Annotated in this window: 28 protein-coding genes; 4 read left to right on the top strand and 24 right to left on the bottom strand. The window is 72.3% G+C overall.

What is annotated here, in order from left to right; genetic code table 11:
• Positions 1-409 precede the first annotated feature (409 nt).
• From ACFYST_RS19520 to hisI, 14 genes are all read right to left on the bottom strand, one after another.
• The gene (locus tag ACFYST_RS19520; RefSeq protein ID WP_387645812.1) at positions 410-1150 is read right to left on the bottom strand and encodes a VIT1/CCC1 transporter family protein; all 741 of its coding nucleotides are present in this window, start codon (positions 1148-1150) and stop codon (positions 410-412) included.
• A 188-nt stretch (positions 1151-1338) separates the two neighbouring features.
• Complete coding sequence (gene lgt / locus ACFYST_RS19525; RefSeq protein WP_387863909.1) at positions 1339-2358, bottom strand: prolipoprotein diacylglyceryl transferase; 1020 nt, start codon at positions 2356-2358, stop codon at positions 1339-1341.
• A gap of 91 nt (positions 2359-2449) precedes the next feature.
• Complete coding sequence (locus tag ACFYST_RS19530; protein ID WP_387863912.1) at positions 2450-3322, bottom strand: thioredoxin domain-containing protein; 873 nt, start codon at positions 3320-3322, stop codon at positions 2450-2452.
• A 49-nt stretch (positions 3323-3371) separates the two neighbouring features.
• Positions 3372-3884 (bottom strand): MauE/DoxX family redox-associated membrane protein, encoded by a 513-nt coding sequence (locus ACFYST_RS19535; protein ID WP_387645818.1) that lies wholly within the window; start codon positions 3882-3884, stop codon positions 3372-3374.
• Between the two features lie 129 nt (positions 3885-4013).
• Positions 4014-4184: a hypothetical protein gene (locus ACFYST_RS19540; RefSeq protein WP_387645820.1), complete on the bottom strand. Its 171-nt coding sequence runs from the start codon at positions 4182-4184 to the stop codon at positions 4014-4016.
• Positions 4185-4342: 158 nt separating this feature from the next.
• Entirely contained in the window at positions 4343-5152 is an 810-nt protein-coding gene (gene trpA, locus ACFYST_RS19545) for a tryptophan synthase subunit alpha (protein ID WP_387863913.1), read from the bottom strand.
• Positions 5153-5154: 2 nt separating this feature from the next.
• On the bottom strand, positions 5155-6387 hold the full coding sequence (gene trpB, locus ACFYST_RS19550) for a tryptophan synthase subunit beta (protein WP_387645825.1): 1233 nt from the start codon (positions 6385-6387) through the stop codon (positions 5155-5157).
• 55 nt (positions 6388-6442) lie between these two features.
• Positions 6443-6592 (bottom strand): tryptophan biosynthesis modulator TrpM, encoded by a 150-nt coding sequence (gene trpM / locus ACFYST_RS19555; protein ID WP_360291891.1) that lies wholly within the window; start codon positions 6590-6592, stop codon positions 6443-6445.
• 9 nt (positions 6593-6601) lie between these two features.
• Positions 6602-7414 carry an indole-3-glycerol phosphate synthase TrpC gene (trpC, locus tag ACFYST_RS19560; protein WP_387645829.1) on the bottom strand — a complete coding sequence of 271 codons (813 nt, stop codon included), beginning with the start codon at positions 7412-7414 and terminating at the stop codon, positions 6602-6604.
• A 358-nt stretch (positions 7415-7772) separates the two neighbouring features.
• The gene (locus tag ACFYST_RS19565; protein WP_387645832.1) at positions 7773-8198 is read right to left on the bottom strand and encodes a DUF2752 domain-containing protein; all 426 of its coding nucleotides are present in this window, start codon (positions 8196-8198) and stop codon (positions 7773-7775) included.
• A 91-nt stretch (positions 8199-8289) separates the two neighbouring features.
• Complete coding sequence (locus ACFYST_RS19570) at positions 8290-8538, bottom strand: HGxxPAAW family protein (protein ID WP_387863916.1); 249 nt, start codon at positions 8536-8538, stop codon at positions 8290-8292.
• A gap of 130 nt (positions 8539-8668) precedes the next feature.
• On the bottom strand, positions 8669-9274 hold the full coding sequence (locus tag ACFYST_RS19575; protein ID WP_387863919.1) for a TIGR02234 family membrane protein: 606 nt from the start codon (positions 9272-9274) through the stop codon (positions 8669-8671).
• Positions 9275-9320: 46 nt separating this feature from the next.
• Positions 9321-10823, bottom strand: coding sequence for an anthranilate synthase component I (locus ACFYST_RS19580; protein ID WP_387645840.1), 1503 nt, complete (start codon positions 10821-10823; stop codon positions 9321-9323).
• Positions 10824-10864: 41 nt separating this feature from the next.
• Positions 10865-11239, bottom strand: coding sequence for a phosphoribosyl-AMP cyclohydrolase (gene hisI, locus ACFYST_RS19585; RefSeq protein WP_387645842.1), 375 nt, complete (start codon positions 11237-11239; stop codon positions 10865-10867).
• Positions 11240-11348: 109 nt separating this feature from the next.
• On the opposite strand from hisI, the gene ACFYST_RS19590 reads away from it, so the two are divergent.
• The gene (locus tag ACFYST_RS19590; RefSeq protein ID WP_387645845.1) at positions 11349-12047 is read left to right on the top strand and encodes a hypothetical protein; all 699 of its coding nucleotides are present in this window, start codon (positions 11349-11351) and stop codon (positions 12045-12047) included.
• Positions 12048-12114: 67 nt separating this feature from the next.
• Here the strand turns inward: ACFYST_RS19590 and ACFYST_RS19595 are convergent, their stop codons facing one another.
• The gene (locus tag ACFYST_RS19595) at positions 12115-13713 is read right to left on the bottom strand and encodes a WXG100 family type VII secretion target (RefSeq protein WP_387863921.1); all 1599 of its coding nucleotides are present in this window, start codon (positions 13711-13713) and stop codon (positions 12115-12117) included.
• 134 nt (positions 13714-13847) lie between these two features.
• On the bottom strand, positions 13848-14162 hold the full coding sequence (locus tag ACFYST_RS19600) for a hypothetical protein (RefSeq protein ID WP_387863922.1): 315 nt from the start codon (positions 14160-14162) through the stop codon (positions 13848-13850).
• A gap of 143 nt (positions 14163-14305) precedes the next feature.
• Here ACFYST_RS19600 and ACFYST_RS19605 point away from each other — a divergent pair, with 143 nt between their 5' ends.
• Positions 14306-14776: a septum formation family protein gene (locus tag ACFYST_RS19605; RefSeq protein ID WP_387645852.1), complete on the top strand. Its 471-nt coding sequence runs from the start codon at positions 14306-14308 to the stop codon at positions 14774-14776.
• Positions 14777-14852: 76 nt separating this feature from the next.
• On the top strand, positions 14853-15491 hold the full coding sequence (locus tag ACFYST_RS19610) for a TIGR03085 family metal-binding protein (protein ID WP_387645854.1): 639 nt from the start codon (positions 14853-14855) through the stop codon (positions 15489-15491).
• Positions 15492-15536: 45 nt separating this feature from the next.
• Here the strand turns inward: ACFYST_RS19610 and hisF are convergent, their stop codons facing one another.
• Genes hisF through hisD form a run of 8 tightly spaced genes read right to left on the bottom strand, consistent with a single transcriptional unit; the run spans position 15537 to position 21289 of the window.
• The gene (gene hisF / locus ACFYST_RS19615; protein ID WP_387645857.1) at positions 15537-16307 is read right to left on the bottom strand and encodes an imidazole glycerol phosphate synthase subunit HisF; all 771 of its coding nucleotides are present in this window, start codon (positions 16305-16307) and stop codon (positions 15537-15539) included.
• Positions 16304-16738: a RidA family protein gene (locus ACFYST_RS19620; protein WP_387863925.1), complete on the bottom strand. Its 435-nt coding sequence runs from the start codon at positions 16736-16738 to the stop codon at positions 16304-16306. The genes hisF and ACFYST_RS19620 overlap by 4 nt, the downstream gene beginning before the upstream one ends.
• Positions 16735-17463 carry a bifunctional 1-(5-phosphoribosyl)-5-((5-phosphoribosylamino)methylideneamino)imidazole-4-carboxamide isomerase/phosphoribosylanthranilate isomerase PriA gene (gene priA, locus ACFYST_RS19625; RefSeq protein ID WP_035861549.1) on the bottom strand — a complete coding sequence of 243 codons (729 nt, stop codon included), beginning with the start codon at positions 17461-17463 and terminating at the stop codon, positions 16735-16737. The genes ACFYST_RS19620 and priA overlap by 4 nt, the downstream gene beginning before the upstream one ends.
• Before the next feature lie 29 nt (positions 17464-17492).
• On the bottom strand, positions 17493-18128 hold the full coding sequence (gene hisH, locus ACFYST_RS19630) for an imidazole glycerol phosphate synthase subunit HisH (RefSeq protein WP_387645862.1): 636 nt from the start codon (positions 18126-18128) through the stop codon (positions 17493-17495).
• A gap of 12 nt (positions 18129-18140) precedes the next feature.
• Complete coding sequence (locus ACFYST_RS19635) at positions 18141-18284, bottom strand: hypothetical protein (RefSeq protein WP_387645865.1); 144 nt, start codon at positions 18282-18284, stop codon at positions 18141-18143.
• Positions 18284-18877 carry an imidazoleglycerol-phosphate dehydratase HisB gene (hisB, locus tag ACFYST_RS19640; RefSeq protein WP_387645867.1) on the bottom strand — a complete coding sequence of 198 codons (594 nt, stop codon included), beginning with the start codon at positions 18875-18877 and terminating at the stop codon, positions 18284-18286. Before hisB ends, ACFYST_RS19635 begins: the two co-directional genes overlap by 1 nt.
• A 7-nt stretch (positions 18878-18884) precedes the next feature.
• Complete coding sequence (locus ACFYST_RS19645; RefSeq protein WP_387863928.1) at positions 18885-19985, bottom strand: histidinol-phosphate transaminase; 1101 nt, start codon at positions 19983-19985, stop codon at positions 18885-18887.
• The gene (hisD, locus tag ACFYST_RS19650; protein ID WP_387645871.1) at positions 19982-21289 is read right to left on the bottom strand and encodes a histidinol dehydrogenase; all 1308 of its coding nucleotides are present in this window, start codon (positions 21287-21289) and stop codon (positions 19982-19984) included. The genes ACFYST_RS19645 and hisD overlap by 4 nt, the downstream gene beginning before the upstream one ends.
• A gap of 94 nt (positions 21290-21383) precedes the next feature.
• Between hisD and ACFYST_RS19655 the strand changes: the two genes are divergently transcribed.
• A complete protein-coding gene (locus tag ACFYST_RS19655) occupies positions 21384-23036 on the top strand; it encodes an oxidoreductase (RefSeq protein ID WP_387645874.1) in 1653 nt (550 codons plus the stop codon).
• The last annotated feature ends 40 nt before the right edge of the window (positions 23037-23076 follow it).

A 23076-nucleotide genomic window follows, 5' to 3' on the forward strand; every position in this document is an offset into this window, starting at 1 on the left:
GATCAGTTGCTTGATGCAAAGGGACGACGTTGGCCCTGATGCGATTTGGTCGGTGCAGGTTACATGATGCCGGGTGTCCCGGGAAGTGGAATTCTGCGTCCGTATCGCGGACGCGACCCCAGGTCACGGGGCGGCTGGAGGGTAGGCGCAGCGTCGCGCGTCCCGACCAGTGTGCCCGGGGTCGAGAGGGTCGAAACAGGGGCGAAACGCCCCGGAAGGACCTTTGCCAGAGGTTGACCTGGGATTCCGCGAGCGGGATGCCGACCACGGTTGGGATTGTGCGGGTCGGCGACCGGATGTTGAGACTAGGGCAAGGGGGCAACCCGTGCCCATGTGTGCAACATCACCCAGACCCCTGCATAAACATGCAGAGGTCTGGGTGTTCGTACAGGCCTGTCCGGAGGCCCGGTCAGCCGATCGCCCCGCCGATCAGGCGGCCCAGCAGGAAGGTGACGACCGCCGCCGCGCCACCCAGCGCCAGCTGGCGCAGGCCGCTGAACCACCAGGTGCGGGCGGTCACCCGGGCCACCGCCGCACCGCAGACAAACAGGCCGAGCATCGCCAGCAGCGCGGCCGGCCACAGCGCGGTGGCGCCCAGCAGGTAGGGCAGCACGGGCAGCAGCGCGCCCAGCGCGAAGCAGGCGAACGAGGATCCGGCGGCGACCAGCGGCGAGGGCAGGTCCTCCGGGTCCACCCCGAGTTCCTCGCGGGCGTGCACGGCGAGCAGGGTGTCCGGGTCGGCGGACAGCTGGCGGGCGACCTCCATGGCCAGCTCCGGGTCGACGCCCTTGGCCACGTACAGCTGGGCCAGCTCGGCCAGCTCACCCTGCGGGTTGCGCTTCAGCTCGATCCGCTCGGCCTCCAGCTCGGCCTCCACCAGCTCGCGCTGGGAGGCCACCGAGGTGTACTCGCCGACGGCCATCGAGAACGCGCCGGCCGCCAGGCCGGCCAGTCCGGTCAGCACCACGGTGCTCGGTTCGGCGGCCCCGCCGACCACGCCGGTCATCAGCGCGAAGTTCGACACCAGGCCGTCCACCGCGCCGAACACGGCCGGCCGCAGCCAGCCGCCGTTGACGTCCCGATGGTGGCCGTCGGCGGGAATCCGGGGCTGCGGGCTGTCGATGTGCTGGTCGGCGGTGATGGTGCTCATGCTTGCGGCTCCCCTTCCGGGCACGGCGAAGGCCCCCCGGGGCGCATGTTCCGGCCAGGGCTGCTGGTGCCCCTCGAAACTAGCCGTTTGACCTGCGACTTTCCAGCAAAGTAAGCCTGCCCAAAGGCAGTTGGGGCCGCCCCCGCCGACTGCGGCAGGGGCGGCCCCAACGGGGTCAACTCACGTACTCAGGAAGACTTTTCGGAATCCTTGGCGCTCTTGACGCCCTTGTCGTCCCCGGAATCCTCCGAGTCCGCCGCGTCCTCGGCAGTTCCGTCGCCGTCCTTCGGACCACCCTCGCCCTTGCCCTTGCCGGGCGCCGCGTCCGCGACCGGCTCCGCCCCGGTCTCCCGGGCCGCCGCCTCGGCGCGCTCCAGGGTGGCAGCCGGGTCGATCTCGTCCGGGTCCTCGCGGCCGGGCCGCAGCCGCGCGGAAACCACCAGGTAGACCACCGCGCCGATGAAGAGGGCGATCGCCGTCCAGTCGTTCAGCCGCAGGCCGAAGAAGCGGTGCGCCTCGTCGATCCGCAGCCACTCGGTCCAGAACCGGCCCGGCGTGTAGAGCGCGACGTACAGCGCGAAGGCCCGGCCGTGGCCGAGGGTGAAGCGCTTGTCGGCCCAGATCACCAGCACCGCGACCAGCACGCACCAGAGCGACTCGTACAGGAAGGTCGGGTGGTAGGTGCCCGTGACGACCTCGCCGTTCGGCAGGGTCTTGTCGATCTCCAGGCCCCAGGGCAGCGTGGTGGGCTTGCCGTACAGCTCCTGGTTGAACCAGTTGCCCCAGCGGCCGATGGCCTGGGCGAGCGCGAGGCCGGGGGCGACCGCATCGGCCCAGGCGGGCAGCGGGACGCCGCGGCGGCGGGCGCCGATCCAGGCGCCGACCGCGCCGAGCGCGACGGCACCCCAGATGCCGAGGCCGCCCTGCCAGATCTTCAGCGCGTCGATCGGGTGCTTGCCCTCACCGAAGTACAGCTGGTTGTCCGTGATGACGTGGTACAGCCGACCGCCGACCAGGCCGAACGGCACCGCCCAGACGGCGATGTCGCCGACCGTGTGCTTGCCGCCGCCGCGGGCGACCCAGCGCCTGCTGCCGAGCCACACGGCCACGACGACACCGATGATGATGCAGAACGCGTAGGCGCGCAGCGGGATGGGTCCTAGGTAGAGGACGCCCCGCGACGGGCTCGGAATGTATGCGAGATCCATGACACCCTCGACGCTACCGTGTCCCGCCCGCCGCACCGGCACCGGAACGGGTCACGGAAACGTCAAGCCTCCCGGTCGGGCCTCCGAGCGATCAGGGCGAGGGCGTGTTGTTGGTCTCGGCTGCGGTCGAGGTCGGCGCGGGGCTCTGTCCGTGCGAGCCGGGGGTGCCCAACTGCTTGCCCTGGTTGGCCTGGTCCACCCACTTCACCAGGTTGTCGGTGCTGATCTGCTCGTCGCCCTTCTTCGGGTAGATCGGTTCGCCGTTGAGCAGCACCGTGGGCGTCGACTTGAAGCTGGACTTGTCGAAGTCCTGCTGCACGGCGGAGACCCAGCCGCCGAACTTGTTGGTGTTGACGCAGGACTGGAACTCGGCGTTGTCCAGGCCCGGCACCTGCTTGCCCAGGTCGATCAGGGTCTGCTTGCTGCCGAAGGTGTCCTCGGTCTCGCCGGGCTGGTTGCGGTAGAGCACGTCGTGGTAGTCCCGGAAGTGCCCGGCGTTCTGCGCGCAGCCCAGCGCGTTGGCGCCGTACTTGGAGCCGTTGCCGCCCAGCGAGCGGTCGATGAACGAGACGATGTGGTAGTTGACGAAGATCTTGCCGGCGTCTTCCAACTGGTCGATGGTCGGCGAGAAGGCGCGCTCGAAGCCGCCGCAGGCCGGGCAGCGCGGGTCCTCGTAGACGGTGAGGGTGGACGGGGCGTTGGCGGACCCGACCGGGATGATCAGGTTCTTGTCGCCGATGGTGCCCGCGGGGGCGGCGGTCGGCGTCTCCGGCTTGGAGCGGTTGTTCTGCACCACCACGCCGACCACCACGGCGGCGGCGATCACGGCGATCACCGCGCCGCCGACGATCAGCTTCTTCTTCCGCTTCGCCCGGGCCTCCTGTTCGACCCGTTCCTCCAGCATCCGCTCACGGGCGCTGCGCTTGCCTTCTTCGTTCTTCTCGCTCATGAGGTGCTCTGCCATGGTCCAGGGATCGGTTCTCTTCGGATGAGTGCTGCGGGACGGGGTACGGTCAGGCGGCCAGCCAGGCGTCCGCCGAGAGCTTGGTGCGGGGGCGGAAGATCAGCCATGCCGACATCAGCAGGAAACCGGTGTCGCGGAGGATCTCCTGGATGTACTTGGTCTGCGACTCGCTCACCGCGCCGCCGCCGCCGAAGCAGCCACAGTCGATCGAGATGCCGCGCGCCCAGACGGAGGAGATGCCGGCGATGAACAGCACCAGCAGCGTCGCGGAGATCACCGCGACGACCCGGGTGCCGAGGCCGAGCACCAGCAGCACCGCCAGCGCCAGTTCCAGGAACGGCAGCCCCCAGCCGACCGGCTTCACCAGTGACTCCGGCAGGATCTGGTAGGCCCGTACGGCCTGCGCCGCCTCCGCCGGGTCGGAGACCTTCGCCAGTCCGGCCCAGCCCCACACCACGGCCAGGCCCAGCCGCACCACCAGCCCGAACCACTCCGCCGCCGAACCGTCCACCACCCGGCGAAACCCGCTCACCCGGCCGTGTTCGGCCTGCTGACTGGCCATCAGTTCCCCCTCGGGCACGCTCCACCGTTTCCTGCCTGATGAACCGTAGGGGATGGGGTGCGGTTCCTCCACATTCGCCAGTTACGCCGGATGAGTGACGCTATGCGGTCATACGTCCGATTATTCGGATCATCGCCCCGCCGGCCCGCACTCCGCCCCCGCCTGCTGGCACACCACCGCCCGCTCCGCACCCCGGCGCGCCAACTCCCGTTCCACGCCGCCGGTTCCGGCCAGCGCGGCGGCCAGCGCCAGGCCGGCCGCCAGCGCCCGCAGCAGGACCGCCTTGTGCACCCGCGCCATCCGCACGCCCTTTCGCCGACCGGCCGTCGACGGGTTCAACGGCCTGAACCTCGACAAGATCACCGCGCGGCCCGGGCAGTTCACCCGATCAGGTGGCGGCCCGAGAACGGCGAAGAGCCGCCCGGGGATGCTCCCCGGACGGCTCTCGGCCTCGAGCGCTACTTGCGGCGCACGCCCGACGCCAGGTCGGCGGCCAGCGCCCGGACGGCGATCAGGCCGGCCGCCGGCTCGGCGGCGTCCAGCAGGCGCTGCACGAACGCCGAGCCGACGATCACGCCGTCCGCGAAGGCCGCGACCTCGGCGGCCTGATCGGCGTTGGAGACGCCCAGGCCGACGCAGACCGGCAGCGCGGTGGTGGCGCGGGTGCGGGCCACCAGGTCCTCGGCCAGGTTGCCGACCGCGGCCCGGGTGCCGGTGACACCCATCACGGCGGCGGCGTAGACGAAGCCGGAGCCGGCCGCGGTGACCTCGGCCAGGCGAGCGTCCTTGGAGGACGGGGCGACCACGAACACGGTGTCCAGACCGTGCTCCGCGGCGGCCTTGCGCCACTCCACCGACTCCTCGACCGGCAGGTCGGGCAGGATGCAGCCCGCTCCCCCGGCCGCGGCCAGGTCGGCGGCGAACCGGGCGACGCCGTAGCGGTCCACCGGGTTCCAGTAGGTCATCACCAGCACCGGCACGGCCGGGTGGGCGGCGGAGACCTCGGCGACGGTGCGCAGCACGTCCTTGATCTTGACGCCGCCGCGCAGCGCGATGTCGTCGGCGGTCTGGATGACCGCGCCGTCCAGCACCGGGTCGGAGTGCGGCAGGCCGACCTCGACGACGTCGCAGCCGCCCTCGATCAGCGCGTTGATCGCGGCGATGCCGCCGTCGACGGTCGGGAAGCCGGCCGGCAGGTAGCCGATCAGGGCGGCCCGGCCCTCGGCCTTGGCGGCGGCGAGGGCGGTGGTGAGCTTGGTGTCGGCCATGGTCAGTTGGTCCCCTCGGCGTCGTCGTAGAGGCCGAAGTACTCGGCTGCGGTGTGCATGTCCTTGTCGCCGCGGCCGGAGAGCGAGACCAGGATGGTCGCCTCCGGGCCCAGCTCGCGGCCGAGTTCGAGCGCGCCGGCCAGGGCGTGCGCGGACTCGATGGCCGGGATGATGCCCTCGGTGCGGGACAGCAGCCGCAGCGCCTCCATCGCGGCGCGGTCGGTGACCGGACGGTACTCGGCCCGTCCGGTGTCCTTCAGCCAGGCGTGCTCGGGGCCGACGCCCGGGTAGTCCAGGCCGGCCGAGATCGAGTGCGACTCGATGGTCTGGCCGTCCTCGTCCTGCAGGACGTAGGTGCGCGAGCCGTGCAGCACGCCCGGGTCGCCCTTGGTCAGGGTGGCGGCGTGCTTGGGGGTGTCGGCGCCGTCACCGGCCGCCTCGCAGCCGATCAGGCGCACGCCCGCGTCCGGGATGAACTCGTGGAAGATGCCCATCGCGTTGGAGCCGCCGCCGACGCAGGCGACCACCGCGTCGGGCAGCCGCCCGGTGCGGTCCAGCACCTGCTGGCGGGCCTCGATGCCGATGACGCGGTGGAAGTCGCGCACCATCATCGGGAACGGGTGCGGGCCCGCGACGGTGCCGAACAGGTAGTGGGTGGAGTCGACGTTGGCGACCCAGTCGCGGAACGCCTCGTTGATGGCGTCCTTCAGGGTGCGGCTGCCGGACTTGACCGGGATCACCTCGGCGCCCAGCATCCGCATCCGGGCGACGTTCAGGGCCTGCCGCTGGGTGTCGACCTCGCCCATGTAGATGGTGCAGTCGAAGCCGAACAGCGCGCAGGCGGTGGCGGTGGCCACGCCGTGCTGGCCGGCGCCGGTCTCGGCGATGATCCGGGTCTTGCCCATCCGGCGGGTCAGCAGCGCCTGCCCCAGCACGTTGTTGATCTTGTGCGAGCCGGTGTGGTTCAGGTCCTCGCGCTTGAGCAGCACCCGAGCCCCGCCGGCCTCGGCGGAAAACCGGTGGACGTCGGTCAGCGGGCTGGGCCGGCCGGTGTAGTCCTTCAGCAGGGCGTCGAGTTCGGCGGCGAACGCCGGGTCGTTCTTGGCCTTCTCGTACTCCTCGGCGACCTGCTCGACGGCGGCGACCAGCGCCTCCGGGATGAAGCGGCCGCCGTAGGCGCCGAAGTAACCGCGAGCGTCCGGGACTTGGGTACCCGGAACGTTGAGCTCGGACATGGACAGTCCTCTGTCTGGAAGTTGACGGCGTGAAAATGAAACAGGCGGCGTGTGCTCAGCCGCAGGTTCCGCGCCATCGACGTCCGGGGACCTGTCCGGGCTCGCAGCCGATCACGTAGCGCACCCGCCGCCCCAGCGCCCGGCGTGCGGGCGCGCGGCAGCCGCGCGGGCGGCAGCCGGGAGCGAGGCGGGTGGCGATCGACATGGCGGAGGGTCAGCCCCGCCCGTTGTTGCGCAGCGCCGGGTGCGCCCCGGCGGCGACCAGGTCGGCGACCGCGGTGCGCGGGTCGCGGCCGGTCACCAGGGACTCGCCGACCAGCACCGCGTCGGCGCCCTGGTTGGCGTAGGTGATCAGGTCGTGCGGGCCGCGCACCCCGGACTCGGCGACCTTGACGATGTGCGCCGGGATGGCGTCCACCACGTTGCCGAAGGTGTTCCGGTCGACCTCGAGGGTCTTCAGGTTGCGGGCGTTGACGCCGATGATCTTCGCGCCGGCGTCCACCGCGCGCGCGATCTCCTCCTCGTCGTGCACCTCGACCAGCGGGGTCAGCCCGATCGACTCGGCCCGCTCGATCAGCGAGACCAGGGCCGGCTGCTCCAGCGCGGCAACGATCAGCAGCGCCAGGTCCGCGCCGTGCGCGCGGGCCTCCCACAGCTGGTAGGCGGTGACGATGAAGTCCTTGCGGAGGATCGGCGTCTCGACCGCGGCACGCACCGCGTCCAGGTCGGCCAGCGAGCCGCCGAAGCGGCGCTGCTCGGTGAGCACGCTGATCGCGGCGGCCCCGCCGGCCGCGTAGTCGACCGCCAGCGCGGCCGGGTCGGCGATCGCCGCCAGCGCGCCCTTGGACGGGCTGGAGCGCTTGACCTCGCAGATCACCCGGACACCGTCGCCGCGCAGTGCGGCCACGCCGTCCTTCGCCGCGGGTGCCTTCGCCGCGAGCTCCTTGAGCTCGTCCAGGGAGGTCCGGGCCTGTCGCTCGGCGAGGTCCTGCCGGACCCCGTCGATGATCTCGTCGAGCACAGTCACGCGTGCGCCCCCATCATGTTTCGCTGGTGTGGCCGGGGACACAGGTGCACGGCCCCGGCCTTTCGATGGTATCGGGCCCCGGGGGCGCACTCCGCATCCGACCGGCGTGCGTCTCGATCGGCGGACCGCCCGGCGCACATTCCGGGCCGGTCCGGGACCGCCGGGAACGGGGTTTCAGACCGCCGGGAACGGGGCTCTCAGACCACCGGGGGCGCGAGCCCGGCGCCGATCGGCAGGTTGCGGAGCACCGCGAAATCGGGCCCGGGGGGCGCACTCCGCATCCGACCGGCGTGCGTCTCGATCGGCGGACCGCCGGGCGCGCGTTCCGGGCCGGTCCGGGACCGCCGGGAACGGGGTTTCAGACCACCGGGGGCGCGAGCCCGGCGCCGATCGGCAGGTTGCGGAGCACCGCGAACAGGGCCAGCGCCAGCATCAGCACGACCGTCTGCCGGCCGGTCAGCCGGAAGCCGGCGGGGCGGCCGCGCAGCGCCCGCACCGTCCAGCGCAGCCACAGCGCGAGCGCGGCCAGCGCCAGCAGCGTCACCAGCAGGTTGTCGTGGGCGGCGGTCAGCAGCTCGCCCCTGGTCAGCGCGTGCACACAGCGCAGCCCGCCGCAGCCGGGGCACCACCAGCCGGTGGCCTGCAGCACCGGGCAGACCGGGTAGTGGCCGGGGGTGTTCGGGTCGACCGCGGCGACGAACGCGGTGGGCATCGCCACCGCGACCAGCGCCGCCAGCGGGCGGACCAGGCGGCGCGGCGCAAAGCCGGCAGTGGGAGCGTTCACGGCCACGATTGTGCCCGGGCCGGCCCCGAGGACGCGCCGGAAAACGCCGAACGGCGGGCGCGCGGCCCGCCGTTCGTACCGTGTCCCGCGGTCAGGCCGCAGTGACTGCGCTGCGCTCCTCGGTGGGCGCCGACGCGAAGTTCTTGCTGGGCTGCTTGCCCATGCCTGCCATCGACATCGCCTTGCCGACGACGCCACCGACCAGGACCACGGCGAGGCCCGCGATGGTCAGCACGACGTTCGGCATGATCATGGCCACGCCGGCCACGCAGAAACCGACGAAGGAAATGACCACGCCGGTCCACGCGGCGGGAGTGTGGCCGTGCGCTGCTGAAGCCATTGATGCTGCTCCTTGTTCTACCTGGGCCCCGCTCGGGCGGTCCTGGGCGGCGCTCGACGGGTTGACACCCCCATTGTGCCGGGCCGAACACGGCGTCCCCAAGCGGGGGCCACCGTGGTGCCGAGCACACTCAGCCGGTGGGGTCCTCGCCGCGGTCCAGCGCCTTCCACAGGTCAGCGGGGCTGTTGGCGCCCGCCGGGGTCTTCCCGGCCGGACGGCTGCGGGTCGGGGCCTCGTAACGGGAGCCCATCGCGGGCCAGTTGCGGCCGAAGCGCACGGTCAGCGCGCCCGCCACGACCAGCAGCAGGCCGCCCGCCAGCGCCACCCACGGCCAGCCGGTGCGGGTGATCTGCTCGGCGTGACCGCTGGTCAGCCCGAGCTGCCCGGCCGCGGCGGCGTGCAGGCCCGCGGTGTCGGTGCGGCCGATCACCGCCCCGGCGACCGCGCCCACGCCCGCCAGTGCCGTCAGCGCGCCCACCAGCATCCGGGCCCGGCCGCGCACCGCGAACACCGCGACGGCGGCGGCCATCGCCACCAGCGCCATGCCGGTCGGCAGGCCGGTCAGCGTGCTGCCGGAGGCGTGCACCGCGATCCGGCCGCCGTCCGTGCCCGCCACCACTCCCTCCGCCCAGGTGCGGCCGACGGAGGTCAGCAGCAGGGTGGCGCCGAGCGCGGTCAGCAGCAGCATCAGCGCGAGGGGGCCACGGGACTTGGATGCAGCGGGGGTCTCACTCACCCGACCAGTGTCCCCGACCGCACGCGGCGGCCCGCTGCCGGGTCGGTCAGCGCAGCGTGTTCGCGGCGGCGACCGCCCGCAGCACCGCGGTGGCCTTGTTGCGGCACTCGGTGTCCTCGGCGTGCGGGTCGGAATCGGCGACCACGCCCGCCCCGGCCTGCACGTACGCGGTGCCGCCGCGGATCACCGCGGTGCGGATCGCGATCGCGGTGTCCGAGTCCCCGGCGAAGTCCAGGTAGCCGACGCAGCCGCCGTACAGGCCGCGCCGGGTCGGCTCCAGCTCCTCGATGATCTGCATGGCGCGGGGCTTGGGCGCGCCGGACAGCGTGCCGGCCGGGAAGCAGGCGGTGAGCACGTCGAGCGCGCTGCGGCCCTCGGCGACCTTGCCGGTGACGGTGGAGACGATGTGCATCACGTGGCTGTAGCGCTCGACCGCCATGAACTCCACCACCTCGACCGAGCCCGGTGCGCAGACCCGGCCCAGGTCGTTGCGGCCCAGGTCGACCAGCATCAGGTGCTCGGCCCGCTCCTTCGGGTCGGCCAGTAGCTCGGCGGCCAGCTCGGCGTCCTCCAGCGCGGTGGCGCCGCGGTGCCGGGTCCCGGCGATCGGGTGCACCATCGCCTCGCCCTCGGCGACCTTGACCAGCGCCTCCGGGCTGGAGCCGACCACGTCGAAGCCGCCCTCCGCGCCGCCGTCCGGGCCGGGGAAGCGGAACAGGTACATGTACGGGCTGGGGTTGGTGGTGCGCAGCACCCGGTAGACGTCCAGCGCGGACGCCTCGCAGGGGGCCTCGAAGCGCTGCGAGGGCACCACCTGGAACGCCTCGCCGGCCCGGATCCGCTCCTTCACCACCTCCACCGCCTTGCGGTAGGGCTCGCCGCCGAACGGCGAGTGCGCGTCCACCTCGGTCGGCGTCCAGGTCGCCAGGCCCGGGTCGACGGGGCGGCGCAGGTCGGCCTCCATCGCGTCCAGCCGGGCCACCGCGTCGGCGTACGCCTCGTCCACGCCGGTGGCCAGGTCGTTGTGGTTGACGGCGTTGGCGATCAGCAGCACGGTGCCGGACGCGTGGTCGAGCACGGCCAGGTCGGTGGCCAGCAGCATGGTTAGCTCGGGCAGCCGCAGGTCGTCCGGGGTGAGGTTCGGCAGGTTCTCCAGGCGGCGGACCACGTCGTAGCCGAGGTAGCCGACCAGGCCGCCGGTGAGCGGCGGCAGGCCGTCGTCCGGGTGCCGGGGGGTGTGCAGGGCGGCCAGCGTGGCACGCAGCACCTCCAGCGGGTCGCCGGAGGTCGGGATGCCGACCGGCGGTTCGCCCAGCCAGCGCGCGCCGCCGTCCTGGCCGACCGTCAGAACGGCGCCGGAGCGCACCCCGACGAACGAGTACCTGGTCCAGCTGCCCTGCTCGGCGGACTCCAGCAGGAAGGTGCCGGGCCGCTCGGCCGCCAGGCTGCGGTACACGCCGATCGGGGTGAGGCCGTCCGCGAGGAGCCGGCGGGTGACGGGAATGACCCGGGTGTCTGCGGCGAGCGCGCGGAAAGCCTCAAGTTCCATGGGGCACCGATCAGATGAGAGAGCGGGTGGTCGGGAACAGGCTAGCGGGACAGCGGCAGCACATCGGCGTCGAAACAGGTCCGCTCGCCGGTGTGGCAGGCCGCGCCGACCTGGTCGACCTTGACCAGCAGGGTGTCGCCGTCACAGTCCAGCGCGACGTGCTTGACGTGCTGGAAGTGACCGGAGGTGTCGCCCTTCACCCAGTACTCGTTGCGGCTGCGGCTCCAGTACGTGCAGCGGCCGGTGGTCAGGGTGCGGTGCAGCGCCTCGTCGTCCATCCACCCGAGCATCAGCACCTCGCCGGTGTCGTACTGCTGGGCGACGGCGGGCACCAGACCGTCCGGGGTGCGCTTGAGGCGGGCGGCGATCGCCGGGTCCAGGGCGGTGCTGCCGGGGGCGGCGGGGTTGATCGACATGCAGTCCATTCTCGCAGGCGGGCCCGGCCGGCCCGGGCGGCCCCGCCAGGGCGGTAGTTTGACCCCCGACGAAAAACAGAACCGCTCTGCACGATGGGGGATTTGCCGGGTGAGTCAGTACCAGCCGCAACCAATGCCGACCGTCGCCTTCGGTCACCACCTGCTCCAGCGGACGGCGGGCGAACACCTCTACCCCGGCGAGCCGATGATCGGCACCTGGGCGATGAAACTGGACCGCCTCGCACCGCTCTGGTGGGACCGCGACACCGTCCGCGCCGCGAGCCACGCCCCGCTGGCGTGGATCTACAACTTCTTCGTGCGGCTCTGGTACGGCTTCCTGCTGTACTTCCTGCCGCGCTGGTTCGTCTTCTGGTTCACCCCGGACATCCACCTGCGGCGCCCGTACGGCCTGTCGCTGACCCGGCGCGCCTACCGGGCGATCCGCCGGCCGATGCACGGCGGCTCGCTGAGCGGCGACGAGGGCTCGACGGCCCGGCAGTTCTGGCGGGCGGTGCGGACCACGCCCGGCGAGAAGCTGCGGGCCGACCACGACTACTTCACCGTGCTGCTGACGGACCGCCGGCTGCTGATCCTCAGCCGCTGGGACCTCCTGCAGGCCAAGCAGCACTACCGCGCCGTCCCGATGTACGAACTCCCGCTCGGCAGCTGGTGGCTGCGCCCCGACACCCCGAACGACATCTGGGCCGCCCGCCAGGACCTGCTGTTCGCGGACGGCTCCTGGATCGCCCTGGACTTCGAGGACGAGGCCGAGCGCGAGGCGTTCCGCGCGGCGACGGCGGGGCGCTGACCGCACCGACCGCACGACGAGGCCCCGCCGCCGTACCCGGGTACGGCGGCGGGGCCTCGGTCATCTGTCAGCCGAACGCGGTCGCGATCCGCGACTCGTCCACCCGGTACGGCGCCGGGTCGTTGGCCAGGCCCACGTCGTGCAGGAGCTCCTGCTTGATCGCTTCCTTGTTGACGGGGCTCTTCAGGCCCTCCTTGCCGACCGCCATCGCGGACTGGCCGGCCGCCTTCAGCGTGCCCTTCACCGTTCCGTCGCCGCGCTGCACCGGGTCGTCGTCCTCGATGCCGAGCAGGTCTCGGAACTGGTTGTTGGCCCACTTGCTGGCCTCGCCGTCAAGCTGCTGGGCGGCCTTGGCGATCATCCCCTCGCCCTGCTCCAGCTCCCGCATGCCCTGGACCGCGGTCTTCACGTTCTTGACCTGCTTCAGCGCCCGGCTGACGCTGCTCAGGTTGCGAACCGCCTTCACCGCCTGGCCCATCTCCTTCAGCGCCTTCAGCAGCGCCTCCAGCTTCTGCGCCAGCTGGGTCGAGACCCGGCCCACCCGGGCCACGAAGACGGCGATCTCCGCCTCGGTGATCAGCGCGTCCGCGATCAGGCCGATGCCCATGGTGAACACCGCGATCACCGCCTCGGCGGCCAGCGACACGATCAGCGCCTCGATCGCCTCGCTGATGATCTGGATCACCATGCCCTCGGCCATCGCGCACTCCTGCGCCGCCGAGTTGATGATCTGCGCGGTCTCCAGCATGCCCTGCGCGGTCTGGTCGAGCGCGTCCGCGACCTCGCCCATGTGACCGCCGAACGCGTCGCTGGCGCCGCCCGCCCACGCCTCGGAGAGCGGCACCGCGCCGCCCCGCAGTTCGGTCGCGACCGACTGCACGGCGTGCGCCTGCGCCTGCCACTCCTCGGCGGCCGCGTTCAGCTCCGCGAGGTTGCCGGTGACCTTCTCCAGCATCTCGATCAGGCCGGACTGCTCCAGCGCCCACTCGACCGCCTCGTCGAGCATGCCGCCCAGGCCGTTGCGGTCGGGGTGCTCGGCCGGGGGCAGGTGCGCCATCGCCTGCTCGACCCGGGCGTGCGCCCAGGCGTAGGCGTCACTGGCACCGAGCATTCCGCCCAGGCCGCCCGGCATGCTGCCCGGATCGACGGGGTAGGGGCCGCTCCACATACCGCCGCCACCCCCGGCACTGCGGCCCGGGTCGAAGTGGAAACCCGGGTCCGGGTCGTAACCCGGGTCCCGCCCGGGGCCGCGCGGAATGAGGTCCTCCCAGCCATCACCCGGCGCCGGGCGCCCGACCGGCCCACCGGAGGCACCCCCGCCGCCCTCGCCACCACCCTCGCCGGCGCCCGGCTCGGCGGCCGGCGGGTCCTTCGGGCCGAAGATCTGGTCGCCGGCCCACTCGGTACCGCGCTGGGTCAGGCCGTCGAGGATGGTCGAGGCCGAGCCCTTCAGCTTGCCCTTGAACCAGCCCTCACGCGGATCGATCGGCCCGACCCCGTCGGCGCCGCCGTCGCCGCCCGTCGGGTGGTTCGGCGCCTGCGGAGGCTGCTGCGGATGCGGCGGCTGCTGCTGCTGCGGCACGTGCGGCACCTGCGGCGGGGGCATGTGCGGCGCCTGCGGCGGGGGCGACTGCTGCGGGTGCCGGATCTCCGGTGTCTGCGACACCGGCGGGCGCGTCGGCTGCGGGGCCGGGCGCGACGGCTGCGGGGCCGGGCGCGGCGGGGGCGGCGGGGGCGGCGTGATCCGGCGCGACGGGGCGGGGGTCGAGACCCTGTTGTTGTTGGAGGAACGGCCCGCCATTACATGCCACCGCCCATCGTGCGCACCACGTGGTCCTCGTGGTCCATGTAGTTCTGCGAGACGCCCGCCAGCCCCTCGGAGGTGTTGTTGACGGCGTTGCCGAGCACGCCGACGTTCTCCTTGTTGGCGTTCGCGTGCTCCTGGTACGCCGAAGCCAGGTGCTGGGCGTTCGGCAGGTGCCCGAAGGCATTGGACGAGATGGTGATCGCGGCGGTGGCCGACGCGATCCTGCTCAGCAGTTCGGACTGCTCGGCAAGCAGTGACGCATATCGATCGAGTGCGCCCGGTTCGACCCGAAATCCGCCGTCCCCCATGACAGTTGCCCTCCCTCGGCGACCTTTCAACTGGCCGGTCATCCTACTGATTCGCAGGCAAAGGCTTCGCAAACAGATGTCCGAAAAGCACTGCCGCGCCCATCGCCGAACCATCACAATGGCGGTGGAACCAGGGGGTTGGCATGAGTGGGCGACAGAAGACGGTCCTGACTGCGGTAGTGGCGGTCCTTCTGGCGGCCCTGGCCGCCGTCCTGCTGTGGCCCGAGCCGCACCGGCCGGCCGCCGCTCCACCGCCTCCACCCAGTTCCTCCCCGGCACCTTCACCGAGTCCGACCAAGGAAATTCCGTACCCGTACTTCACCCCGGGCACGTGTTTCCAGGTCCCGCGGCTCAGCAAGGTGCAGCAGCCCATCGCCGTCCCCTGCGACCAGCCGCACGACGCCGAGGCGATCGCCAACGCGGACCTGCCGGACGGTCTGGCCGACCTCCCGGCGATCTTCCGCACCCTGACCGAGCTGTGCAAGGCCCCGACGACGCAGGCCCTCCAGCGCACCGCCGACGGCCCGCGCCACGCCACCTCGGTCGGCCTGCCGCTGGAGTTCTACCAGCAGGGGTTCCGCGGCATCACCTGCGCCCTGACCTTCAAGGCCTGACCCCACCCGTCAGGTGCGTGCAGGATCACGTGCGCGCCAACGTTCAAGGCCCGACCTGCTGCGTAGGCTGTGCGGCATGTCGAGCCTTGCACGGGCCGAGCGTGCCCGTCTTACCGGATTGTTGTCGGCGGCCGGCCCGGACGGGCCGACCTTGTGCGGGGGGTGGCTGACCAGGGATCTGGTGGCCCATCTGGTGGTGCGGGAGGGCCGGCCGGACGCGGCGGCCGGGATCAAGGTGCACGCGCTGGCGAGGTGGACTCGGCGGGTGCAGGACCGCGCGGCGAGGCGCCCGTACGAGCAGTTGGTGAAGTCTTTCCGCTCGGGGCCGCCGGCGTTCTCGCCGTTCAACCTGCCGGGGGTGGACGAGGCGGCGAACCTGCTGGAGTACTTCGTGCACGCGGAGGACGTCCGCCGGGCGGTCCCGTTCGAACCGGAGCCGGTGTCGGCCGAACTGGCGGAGGCGCTGTGGCGGCGGGTCCCGATGGCGGCCCGGCTGGGCGAATCGCGCCCGGCGGTCTCGCTGCGGCTGGCGCGGCCGGACGGCCGGGAGGTGACGATCCGTCGCGGGGCGCGGTCCCTGGTGACGGTGACCGGGGAGCCGGGCGAGTTGGTGCTGTTCCTGTTCGGACGCGGCGCGAAGACGGCGGTGACGGTGCAGGGCGAGCCGGAGGCGGTCGCCGAGCTGGCCGAGGCGCTGCCGCTGCCGGAGAGCTGACGAACCGTTCGACGCCCCCACCGGGCCGGTGGGGGCGTCGCTGCGTCAGCGGACGGGGTGGCCGGTGGTCCGGAGTTCGTCCTTGACCTGACCGATCGTCAGGTCGCCGAAGTGGAAGACGCTGGCTGCGAGCACGGCGTCGGCGCCGGCGTCGACGGCGGGTGCGAAGTCGGCGAGCTTGCCGGCCCCGCCGGAGGCGATGACGGGCAGCGAGACGGCCTTTCGGACGGCGCCGATCATCTCCAGGTCGTAGCCGTCCTTGGTGCCGTCGGCGTCCATCGAGTTCAGCAGGATCTCGCCGGCGCCGAGTTCGGCGGCCCGCACCGCCCATTCGACGGCGTCCAGGCCGGTGCCCTGGCGGCCGCCGTGGGTGGTGACCTCGAAGCCGGAGGCGGTCTGGGTGCCCTCGGGGCAGCGCCGGGCGTCGACCGACAGGACCAGCACCTGGCGGCCGAAGCGCCGGGCGATCTCGCGGATCAGTTCGGGGCGGGCGATCGCCGCGGTGTTGACGCCGACCTTGTCGGCGCCGGCCCGCAGCAGCTTGTCGACGTCCTCGGTGGTGCGCACGCCGCCGCCGACGGTGAGCGGGATGAACACCTGCTCGGCGGTGCGGCGGACCACGTCGTAGGTGGTCTCCCGGGAGCCGGACGAGGCGGTGATGTCGAGGAAGGTCAACTCGTCGGCGCCCTGGGCGTCGTAGAGCTTGGCGAGTTCGACCGGGTCGCCGGCGTCGCGCAGGTTCTGGAAGTTGACGCCCTTGACGACGCGTCCGGCGTCCACGTCCAGACAGGGGATCACGCGTACTGCGAGTGTCACGGCTGCTTGCCTTCCAAAGTGCGGGCCAGGCCGGGGCGGTGGGCCTCCAGCTCGACCTCGACCATCATCCGGGAGTCGGTCAGGCCCTGCACGACCACCATCGTGGTGACCGGCCGGACCTGGTCGAAGAGTTCCTTGTGGGCGCGGCCGACCTCGTCGCAGTCCCGGACGTGGGTGAGGTACATCCGGGTGCGGACCACGTCGGCGGCGGTGAGTCCGTAGCGGTCGAGCGCCTCGAAGGCCACCTTGAAGGCGGCGATCGTCTGCTCGTACGGGTCGCCCTCGACCAGGGCGACCTTGTCGTCGAAGGCGGTGCAGCCCGCGACCAGGACGAAGTCCCCGGCCACCACTGCCCGGGAGTGTCCGTACGCGTCCTCCCGGGAGGACGCTTCGGACTGGGGGGCGTCGGCGGCCGGGGTTTCGTCGGTCATCGGGACACAGCCTCCAGGGCCTCTTCGAGGGTGAACTTCTGCTCGTAGAGGGCCTTGCCGACGATCGAGCCCTCGACGCCCTCCGGCACCAGGGTGGCGATCGCGCGCAGGTCGTCCAGCGACGACACGCCGCCGGAGGCGACCACGGGGCGGTCGGTGGCGGCGCAGACGTCGCGCAGCAGCTGGAGGTTGGGGCCGGTCAGGGTGCCGTCGCGGTTGACGTCGGTGACCACGTAGCGGGCGCAGCCCTCGGAGTCCAGGCGGGCCAGGACGTCGAACAGCTGGCCGCCGTCGCGGGTCCAGCCGCGGCCGCGCAGGGTGGTGCCGACCACGTCGAGGCCGACGGCGATCTTGTCGCCGTGCTCGGCGATCACCTTGGCGACCCACTCGGGGCTCTCCAGGGCGGCGGTGCCGAGGTTGACCCGGGTGCAACCGGTGGCGAGCGCGGCGGCCAGCGACTCGTCGTCGCGGATGCCGCCGGACAGCTCGACCTTGATGTCGAGCCGGCCGGTGACCTCGCGGAGCAGGTCGCGGTTGCTGCCGGTGCCGAACGCGGCGTCCAGGTCGACCAGGTGCAGCCACTCGGCGCCGGCGTTCTGCCAGGCCAGGGCGGCGGCGAGCGGCTCGCCGAAGGAGGTCTCGGTGCCGGAGGCGCCCTTGACCAGGCGGACGGCCTGCCCGTCGCGGACGTCGACGGCGGGCAGCAGTTCGAGGCGGTTGGTCATGATCCGTTGGTCTCCCAAGTCGGAGGGCGTCAGAGGGTGTCGACCCAGTTGGTCAGCAGGGCGGCGCCGGCGTCGCCGGACTTCTCGGGGTGGAACTGGGTGGCCCACAGCGGGCCGTTCTCCACCGCGGCGACGAACGGCTGCCCGTGGGTGGCCCAGGTCACCTTGGGGGCGCGGATCTTCTCGGAGTGGGTCTCCAGCAGCCAGTGCCGCACGCCGTAGGAGTGCACGAAGTAGAACCGGGTGTCGGCGTCCATCCCGGCGAACATCCGGCTGTCCGCGGCGGCGTCGACGGTGTTCCAGCCCATGTGCGGGACGACCGGCGCGTCCAGCGGCTCGACCACGCCGGGCCACTCGTCGCAGCCCTCGGTCTCGATGCCGTGCTCGACACCCTTCTCGAACAGGATCTGCATGCCGACGCAGATCCCCAGCACCGGGCGGCCACCGGCCAGCCGGCGGCCGATGATCTGCTCGCCGCGCACCGCCTTCAGGCCGCGCATGCACGCCTCGAAGGCTCCGACGCCGGGCACCAGCAGGCCGTCCGCGTCCAGCGCCTGCTGGAAGTTGGAGGTGACGGTGACGTTGGCGCCGGTCCGTTCGACGGCGCGCTGGGCGGAGCGCAGGTTGCCGGAGCCGTAGTCCAGCACCACCACGTTCTTGCTCATGTCGCGAAACTCCTAGTAGCGCAGGATGCCGGCGGCCAGCAGCATGGCCGAGGCGAAGCCGAGGACGACGATCACGCTCTTCGGCTTGTCCTGCTTCCAGAACGAGTAGACGCCGGCGGCGAAGAAGAGGCCGAGGAAGATCATTACCGATGCCATCAGAGAGCACCCTTCGTGGACGGGAGGATGCCTTCGGCGCGCGGGTCCCGCTCGGAGGCGTAGCGCAGCGCCCGGGCGAGCGCCTTGAACTGGCACTCCACGATGTGGTGCGCGTTGCGGCCGTACGGCACGTGCACGTGCAGGGCGATCTGGGCCTGCGCGACGAAGGACTCCAGGATGTGCCGGGTCATCGTGGTGTCGTACGAGCCGATCATCGGGGCCATGCCCTCGGGCTCGGTGTGCACCAGGTACGGGCGGCCCGACAGGTCGACGGTGACCTGCGCCAGCGACTCGTCCAGCGGGACGGTGCAGTTGCCGAACCGGTAGATGCCGACCTTGTCGCCGAGCGCCTGCCGGAAGGCGGCGCCGAGGGCGAGCGCGGTGTCCTCGATGGTGTGGTGGGTGTCGATGTGCAGGTCGCCGTCGGTCTTCACGGTGAGGTCGAAGAGGCCGTGGCGGCCGAGCTGGTCGAGCATGTGGTCGTAGAACCCGACGCCCGTGGAGACGTCCGTCCTGCCGGTTCCGTCGAGGTCGATCTCGACCAGGACGGAGGTCTCCTTGGTGGTGCGTTCGACGCGGCCGATACGGGACATTGCGGGGTTACAGCTCCTTGATCACAGAGGACACGGCGGCCAGGAAGGCGTCGTTCTCAGCGGGCGTTCCGGCGGTGACGCGCAGCCAGCCGGGCACGCCGTTGTCGCGGACCAGCACGCCCTGGTCGAGGATCGCCTGCCACACCGCGTGGGTGTCGGCGAAGCGGCCGAACTGGATGAAGTTGGCGTCCGAGTCGGTCACTTCGAGGCCGAGCTCGCGCAGCGCGACCACCAGCCGGTCACGCTCGGACTTCAGCTGCGCGACGTAGCCGAGCAGCGTGTCGGTGTGCTCCAGGCAGGCCAGCGCCGTCGCCTGGGTGACCGCCGACAGGTGGTACGGCAGCCGGACCAGCTGCACCGCGTCCACCACGGCCGGATCGGCGGCCAAGTAGCCGAGCCGCAGCCCGGCCGCGCCGAACGCCTTCGACATGGTGCGCGAGACCACCAGATTGGGGCGGCCGGCCAGCAGCGGCAGCAGCGAGGCGCGGTGCGAGAACTCGACGTACGCCTCGTCCACCACCACCATGCTCGGCTTGGCGGCCTGCGCGGCCTCGTACAGCGCGAGCACCGTGTCGGCCTCGACGGCGGTGCCGGTCGGATTGTTCGGCGAGCAGATGAACACCACGTCCGGGCGCAGCTCGGCGATCGCCGCCCGGGCCGCGTCCAGGTCGATGGTGAAGTCCTCGTTGCGCGGGCCGGAGACCCAGGCGGTGCCGGTGCCGCGGGCGATCAGCGCGTGCATCGAGTACGAGGGCTCGAAGCCGATCGCGGTGCGGCCGGGCCCGCCGAAGGTCTGCAGCAGTTGCTGGAGCACCTCGTTGGAGCCGTTGGCGGCCCACACCTGGTCCTTCGTCACGGCGTGGCCGGTGGTGCGGCTCAGGTACGCCGCCAGGCCGGTGCGCAGCTCGACCGCGTCCCGGTCCGGGTAGCGGTTGAGCTGCCGGGCGGCGTCGGCGACCCGCTCGGCGATCCGGGCCACCAGGGGCTCGGGCAGCGGGTACGGGTTCTCGTTGGTGTTCAGCTGGACGGGCACGTCCAACTGCGGTGCGCCGTAAGGGGACTGGCCGCGGAGTTCGTCCCGGACGGGCAGGTCGTCGATCTTCGTCACGAGCTGGGGACACTCCACTCGAATCGGGCCTTGATCGCATCGCCGTGGCCGGGCAGGTCCTCGGCCTCGGACAGGTTGACCACGTGCGCGGCGATGTCGGCCAGCGCCTGGCGGTCGTACTCGACGACCTGGACGCCGCGCAGGAAGGTCTGCACGGACAGGCCCGAGGAGTGGCAGGCGCAGCCGCCGGTCGGCAGCACGTGGTTGGAGCCGGCCGCGTAGTCGCCCAGCGAGACGGGGGTGAAGCGGCCGAGGAAGATCGCCCCGGCGTTGCGCACCCGCTCGGAGACGGCGTGCGGGTCGGCGGTCTGGATCTCCAGGTGCTCGGCGGCGTACGCGTTGACGACGGCCAGGCCCTGGTCCAGGTCGTCGACCAGGATGATGCCGGACTGCGGGCCGCCAAGCGCCTCGGCCACCCGCTCGGAGTGCCGGGTGCGGGCGACCTGGGTCTTCAGCTCGGCCTCCACCGCGTCGGCCAGCTCCGCCGAGGCGGTGACCAGCACCGAACCGGAGGTCGGGCCGTGCTCGGCCTGGCTGATCAGGTCGGCGGCGACCTCGGCGGCGTCCGCCGTGTCGTCCGCGAGCACCATGATCTCGGTCGGGCCGGCCTCGGAGTCGATGCCGATCCGGCCGGCGAACAGCCGCTTGGCGGCCGCCACGTAGATGTTGCCGGGGCCGGTGACCAGGTTGACGGGCGCGCACTCCTCGGTGCCGAGCGCGAACATCGCCACCGCCTGGGCGCCGCCCACCGCGTACACCTCGTCCACGCCGAGCAGCGCGCACGCCGCCAGGATGGTCGGGTGCACCCGGCCGCCGAACGCCTTCTGCGGCGGCGAGGTGACGGCGATGCCGGTCACTCCGGCCTCCTGGGCGGGCACCACATTCATCACAACGGAGGACGGGTAGACCGCCAGACCGCCCGGCACGTACAGGCCGACCCGGTCCACCGGCACCCAGCGCTGGGTGACGGTGCCGCCCGGCACCACCTGCGTGGTGTGGCCGGTGCGCCGCTGGTCGCCGTGCACGGCGCGGGCCCGGCGGATCGACTCCTCCAGCGCGGCGCGCACCTTCGGGTCGAGCTGCTCCAGGGCCTCGGCGATCTGCTCGGCCGGGACACGGGTGGACGTCAGCCGCACCCCGTCGAAACGCTCGGTGATCTCTATCAACGCCGCCACGCCACGATGGCGTACGTCCTCCGCGATCGGCCGCACCTTCTCAAGGGCGGCCTCCACGTCGAACTCGGCACGGGGCAGCACGTCGCGGGGGTCCTGGTCGGAGCCGCGGAGGTCGATTCGAGAGATCACAGGCCCAAGTGTAAGGAGTGGCGAAAAACGACATCCGGGCATTTCAGTCCGTGATACGAAAGGTGAGACGGCTACAAGATCATCGGGGGGCGCGGTGGATCAGGCACCGGACGACTGGACGGACACCGAGCGCGGGCTGTGGGAGGCGTTCCGCCACGGCGACGTGTACGACCTGCGGGCCGACCGCTCCGACCCCCGCACCGACCTGGTCCGGCCCGCCCCCGCCGGGCAGGCCGTCCGCCCGGACGACGAGAGCCGCGGCCCCGACGACCCGTTCGACTCCACCCCCTGGGGGCCGGAGCGCACCGTCCGCGCCGAAGTGATCGCCCGGCTGCTGTTGCACGGCCCCGCCCCCGCGCCCGGCAAGGTCACCTCGCTCAAGCTCACCGGCGCCCGGATCACCGGCCGGCTCGACCTGGCCGGCGGCCGGATCGACGGCTACGTCGAGCTGCGGCTGTGCCGCTTCGACCACAAGCTGCTGCTCTCCGAGGCCTCCGCCGCCACCCTGCGGCTGGTCTCCTGCGCACTCCCCCGGCTGGAGGCGTCCCGGATCGCCACCGAGGGCGACCTGCACCTGGCCCGCTGCGGCATACCCGCCGGCGTCCGGCTCACCGACGCCCGGATCGGCACCGACCTGCTGCTCAACCAGTCCGCCATCGGCCCCGACAGCTTCGGGCGCTCGCTGTCCGCCGACGGGATCGGCGTCAATCAGGACTGCGAGGCCGAACGGCTCGACGTGCTCGGCGAGGTGGGCCTGCGCTCGGCCCGGATCGGCGGCCGCCTCTCGCTGCGCGGCGCCACCCTGCGGGCCTCGCCCGTCAACCCCAACGCGCTCAACGCCCCGCGGATCACCATCGGCCACACCCTGTACCTGTCCGGCTCCGCCGACGCCGACTGGACCGGCTCCCGCACCGTCTACGGCTCCGGCTACGGCGAACCCGCCACCGCCGCCTACGAGGACGTCACCCACACCCCGTTCCGCTCCTGGGGCCGGGTCCGGCTCTCCGACGCCCGCTTCGACAACGCCTGCCTGATCACCGCCGCCGAGTTCCACCTCGGCCCCGACCAGGAACTCTCCCTCAACCGGATCCAGACCCCCGAGCTCCGCTTCACCTGCCGAACCCCGCCCACCGGCACCGTCAGCCTCAACCGCGCCCGGATCGGCAACCTGGTCGACTCCCCCGGCGCCTGGCCCACCGACCGGCACATCTCACTCACCGGCTTCAGCTACGAATCGCTCCGCCCCGCCGAGCCCTTCCCGCTGGAACGCCGCGTCGAATGGCTGGAGTCCGGCGCCGAGTTCCGCCCCGAGGCCTACGAGCAGCTCGCCGCCGCCCTGCGCCGCGACGGCGCCGACGAGGACGCCCGCACCGTCCTGCTGGCCAAGCAGCGCCGCCGCCGCGCCACCCTGCCGCTGCCCGGCCGGCTCTGGGGCCACCTCCAGGACGCCGCCGTCGGCTACGGCTACCGCCCCGGCCGCGCCGCCACCTGGCTGGTCCTCGCCTGGGCGCTCGGCACCATCTACTTCCAGGAGCACCCGCCCGAGCCGATCAAACCCGACGAAAAGGTGATGTGGAACCCCGCCCTGTACGCCGCCGGCAAGGTCCTCCCGCTGATCGACCTCGGCCAGGCCGGCTGGAACCCCGACCGCCCCGGCCAGTGGGTCGCCACCGCCCTGGTCCTGACCGGCTGGGTCCTCGCCACCACCGCCGTCGCCGGCGTCACCCGCCTCCTCCAGCGCGGCTAGCCGGTAAGTCCGGAGCGGCGGCGGCCCCACGGGAACTACG

It is taken from the genome of Kitasatospora sp. NPDC004614, from assembly GCF_042873675.1.
In the GTDB taxonomy this organism is placed as follows: Bacteria; Actinomycetota; Actinomycetes; order Streptomycetales; family Streptomycetaceae; genus Kitasatospora.

Coding starts and splice junctions, on each gene's coding strand:
- ACFYST_RS19540 (WP_387645820.1), bottom strand. CDS start 4,184: ATGGCGCGGGTGCACAAGGCGGTCCTGCTGCGGGCGCTGGCGGCCGGC.
- ACFYST_RS19610 (WP_387645854.1), top strand. CDS start 14,853: ATGTCGAGCCTTGCACGGGCCGAGCGTGCCCGTCTTACCGGATTGTTG.
- ACFYST_RS19620 (WP_387863925.1), bottom strand. CDS start 16,738: ATGACCGACGAAACCCCGGCCGCCGACGCCCCCCAGTCCGAAGCGTCC.
- trpB (WP_387645825.1), bottom strand. CDS start 6,387: ATGTCCGAGCTCAACGTTCCGGGTACCCAAGTCCCGGACGCTCGCGGT.
- hisB (WP_387645867.1), bottom strand. CDS start 18,877: ATGTCCCGTATCGGCCGCGTCGAACGCACCACCAAGGAGACCTCCGTC.
- priA (WP_035861549.1), bottom strand. CDS start 17,463: ATGACCAACCGCCTCGAACTGCTGCCCGCCGTCGACGTCCGCGACGGG.
- trpA (WP_387863913.1), bottom strand. CDS start 5,152: ATGGCCGACACCAAGCTCACCACCGCCCTCGCCGCCGCCAAGGCCGAG.
- ACFYST_RS19600 (WP_387863922.1), bottom strand. CDS start 14,162: ATGGGGGACGGCGGATTTCGGGTCGAACCGGGCGCACTCGATCGATAT.
- ACFYST_RS19530 (WP_387863912.1), bottom strand. CDS start 3,322: ATGGCAGAGCACCTCATGAGCGAGAAGAACGAAGAAGGCAAGCGCAGC.
- trpM (WP_360291891.1), bottom strand. CDS start 6,592: ATGTCGATCGCCACCCGCCTCGCTCCCGGCTGCCGCCCGCGCGGCTGC.
- lgt (WP_387863909.1), bottom strand. CDS start 2,358: ATGGATCTCGCATACATTCCGAGCCCGTCGCGGGGCGTCCTCTACCTA.
- hisI (WP_387645842.1), bottom strand. CDS start 11,239: ATGTCGATCAACCCCGCCGCCCCCGGCAGCACCGCCCTGGACCCGGCG.
- ACFYST_RS19635 (WP_387645865.1), bottom strand. CDS start 18,284: ATGGCATCGGTAATGATCTTCCTCGGCCTCTTCTTCGCCGCCGGCGTC.
- hisH (WP_387645862.1), bottom strand. CDS start 18,128: ATGAGCAAGAACGTGGTGGTGCTGGACTACGGCTCCGGCAACCTGCGC.
- ACFYST_RS19580 (WP_387645840.1), bottom strand. CDS start 10,823: ATGGAACTTGAGGCTTTCCGCGCGCTCGCCGCAGACACCCGGGTCATT.
- ACFYST_RS19570 (WP_387863916.1), bottom strand. CDS start 8,538: ATGGCTTCAGCAGCGCACGGCCACACTCCCGCCGCGTGGACCGGCGTG.
- ACFYST_RS19605 (WP_387645852.1), top strand. CDS start 14,306: ATGAGTGGGCGACAGAAGACGGTCCTGACTGCGGTAGTGGCGGTCCTT.
- ACFYST_RS19520 (WP_387645812.1), bottom strand. CDS start 1,150: ATGAGCACCATCACCGCCGACCAGCACATCGACAGCCCGCAGCCCCGG.
- ACFYST_RS19535 (WP_387645818.1), bottom strand. CDS start 3,884: ATGGCCAGTCAGCAGGCCGAACACGGCCGGGTGAGCGGGTTTCGCCGG.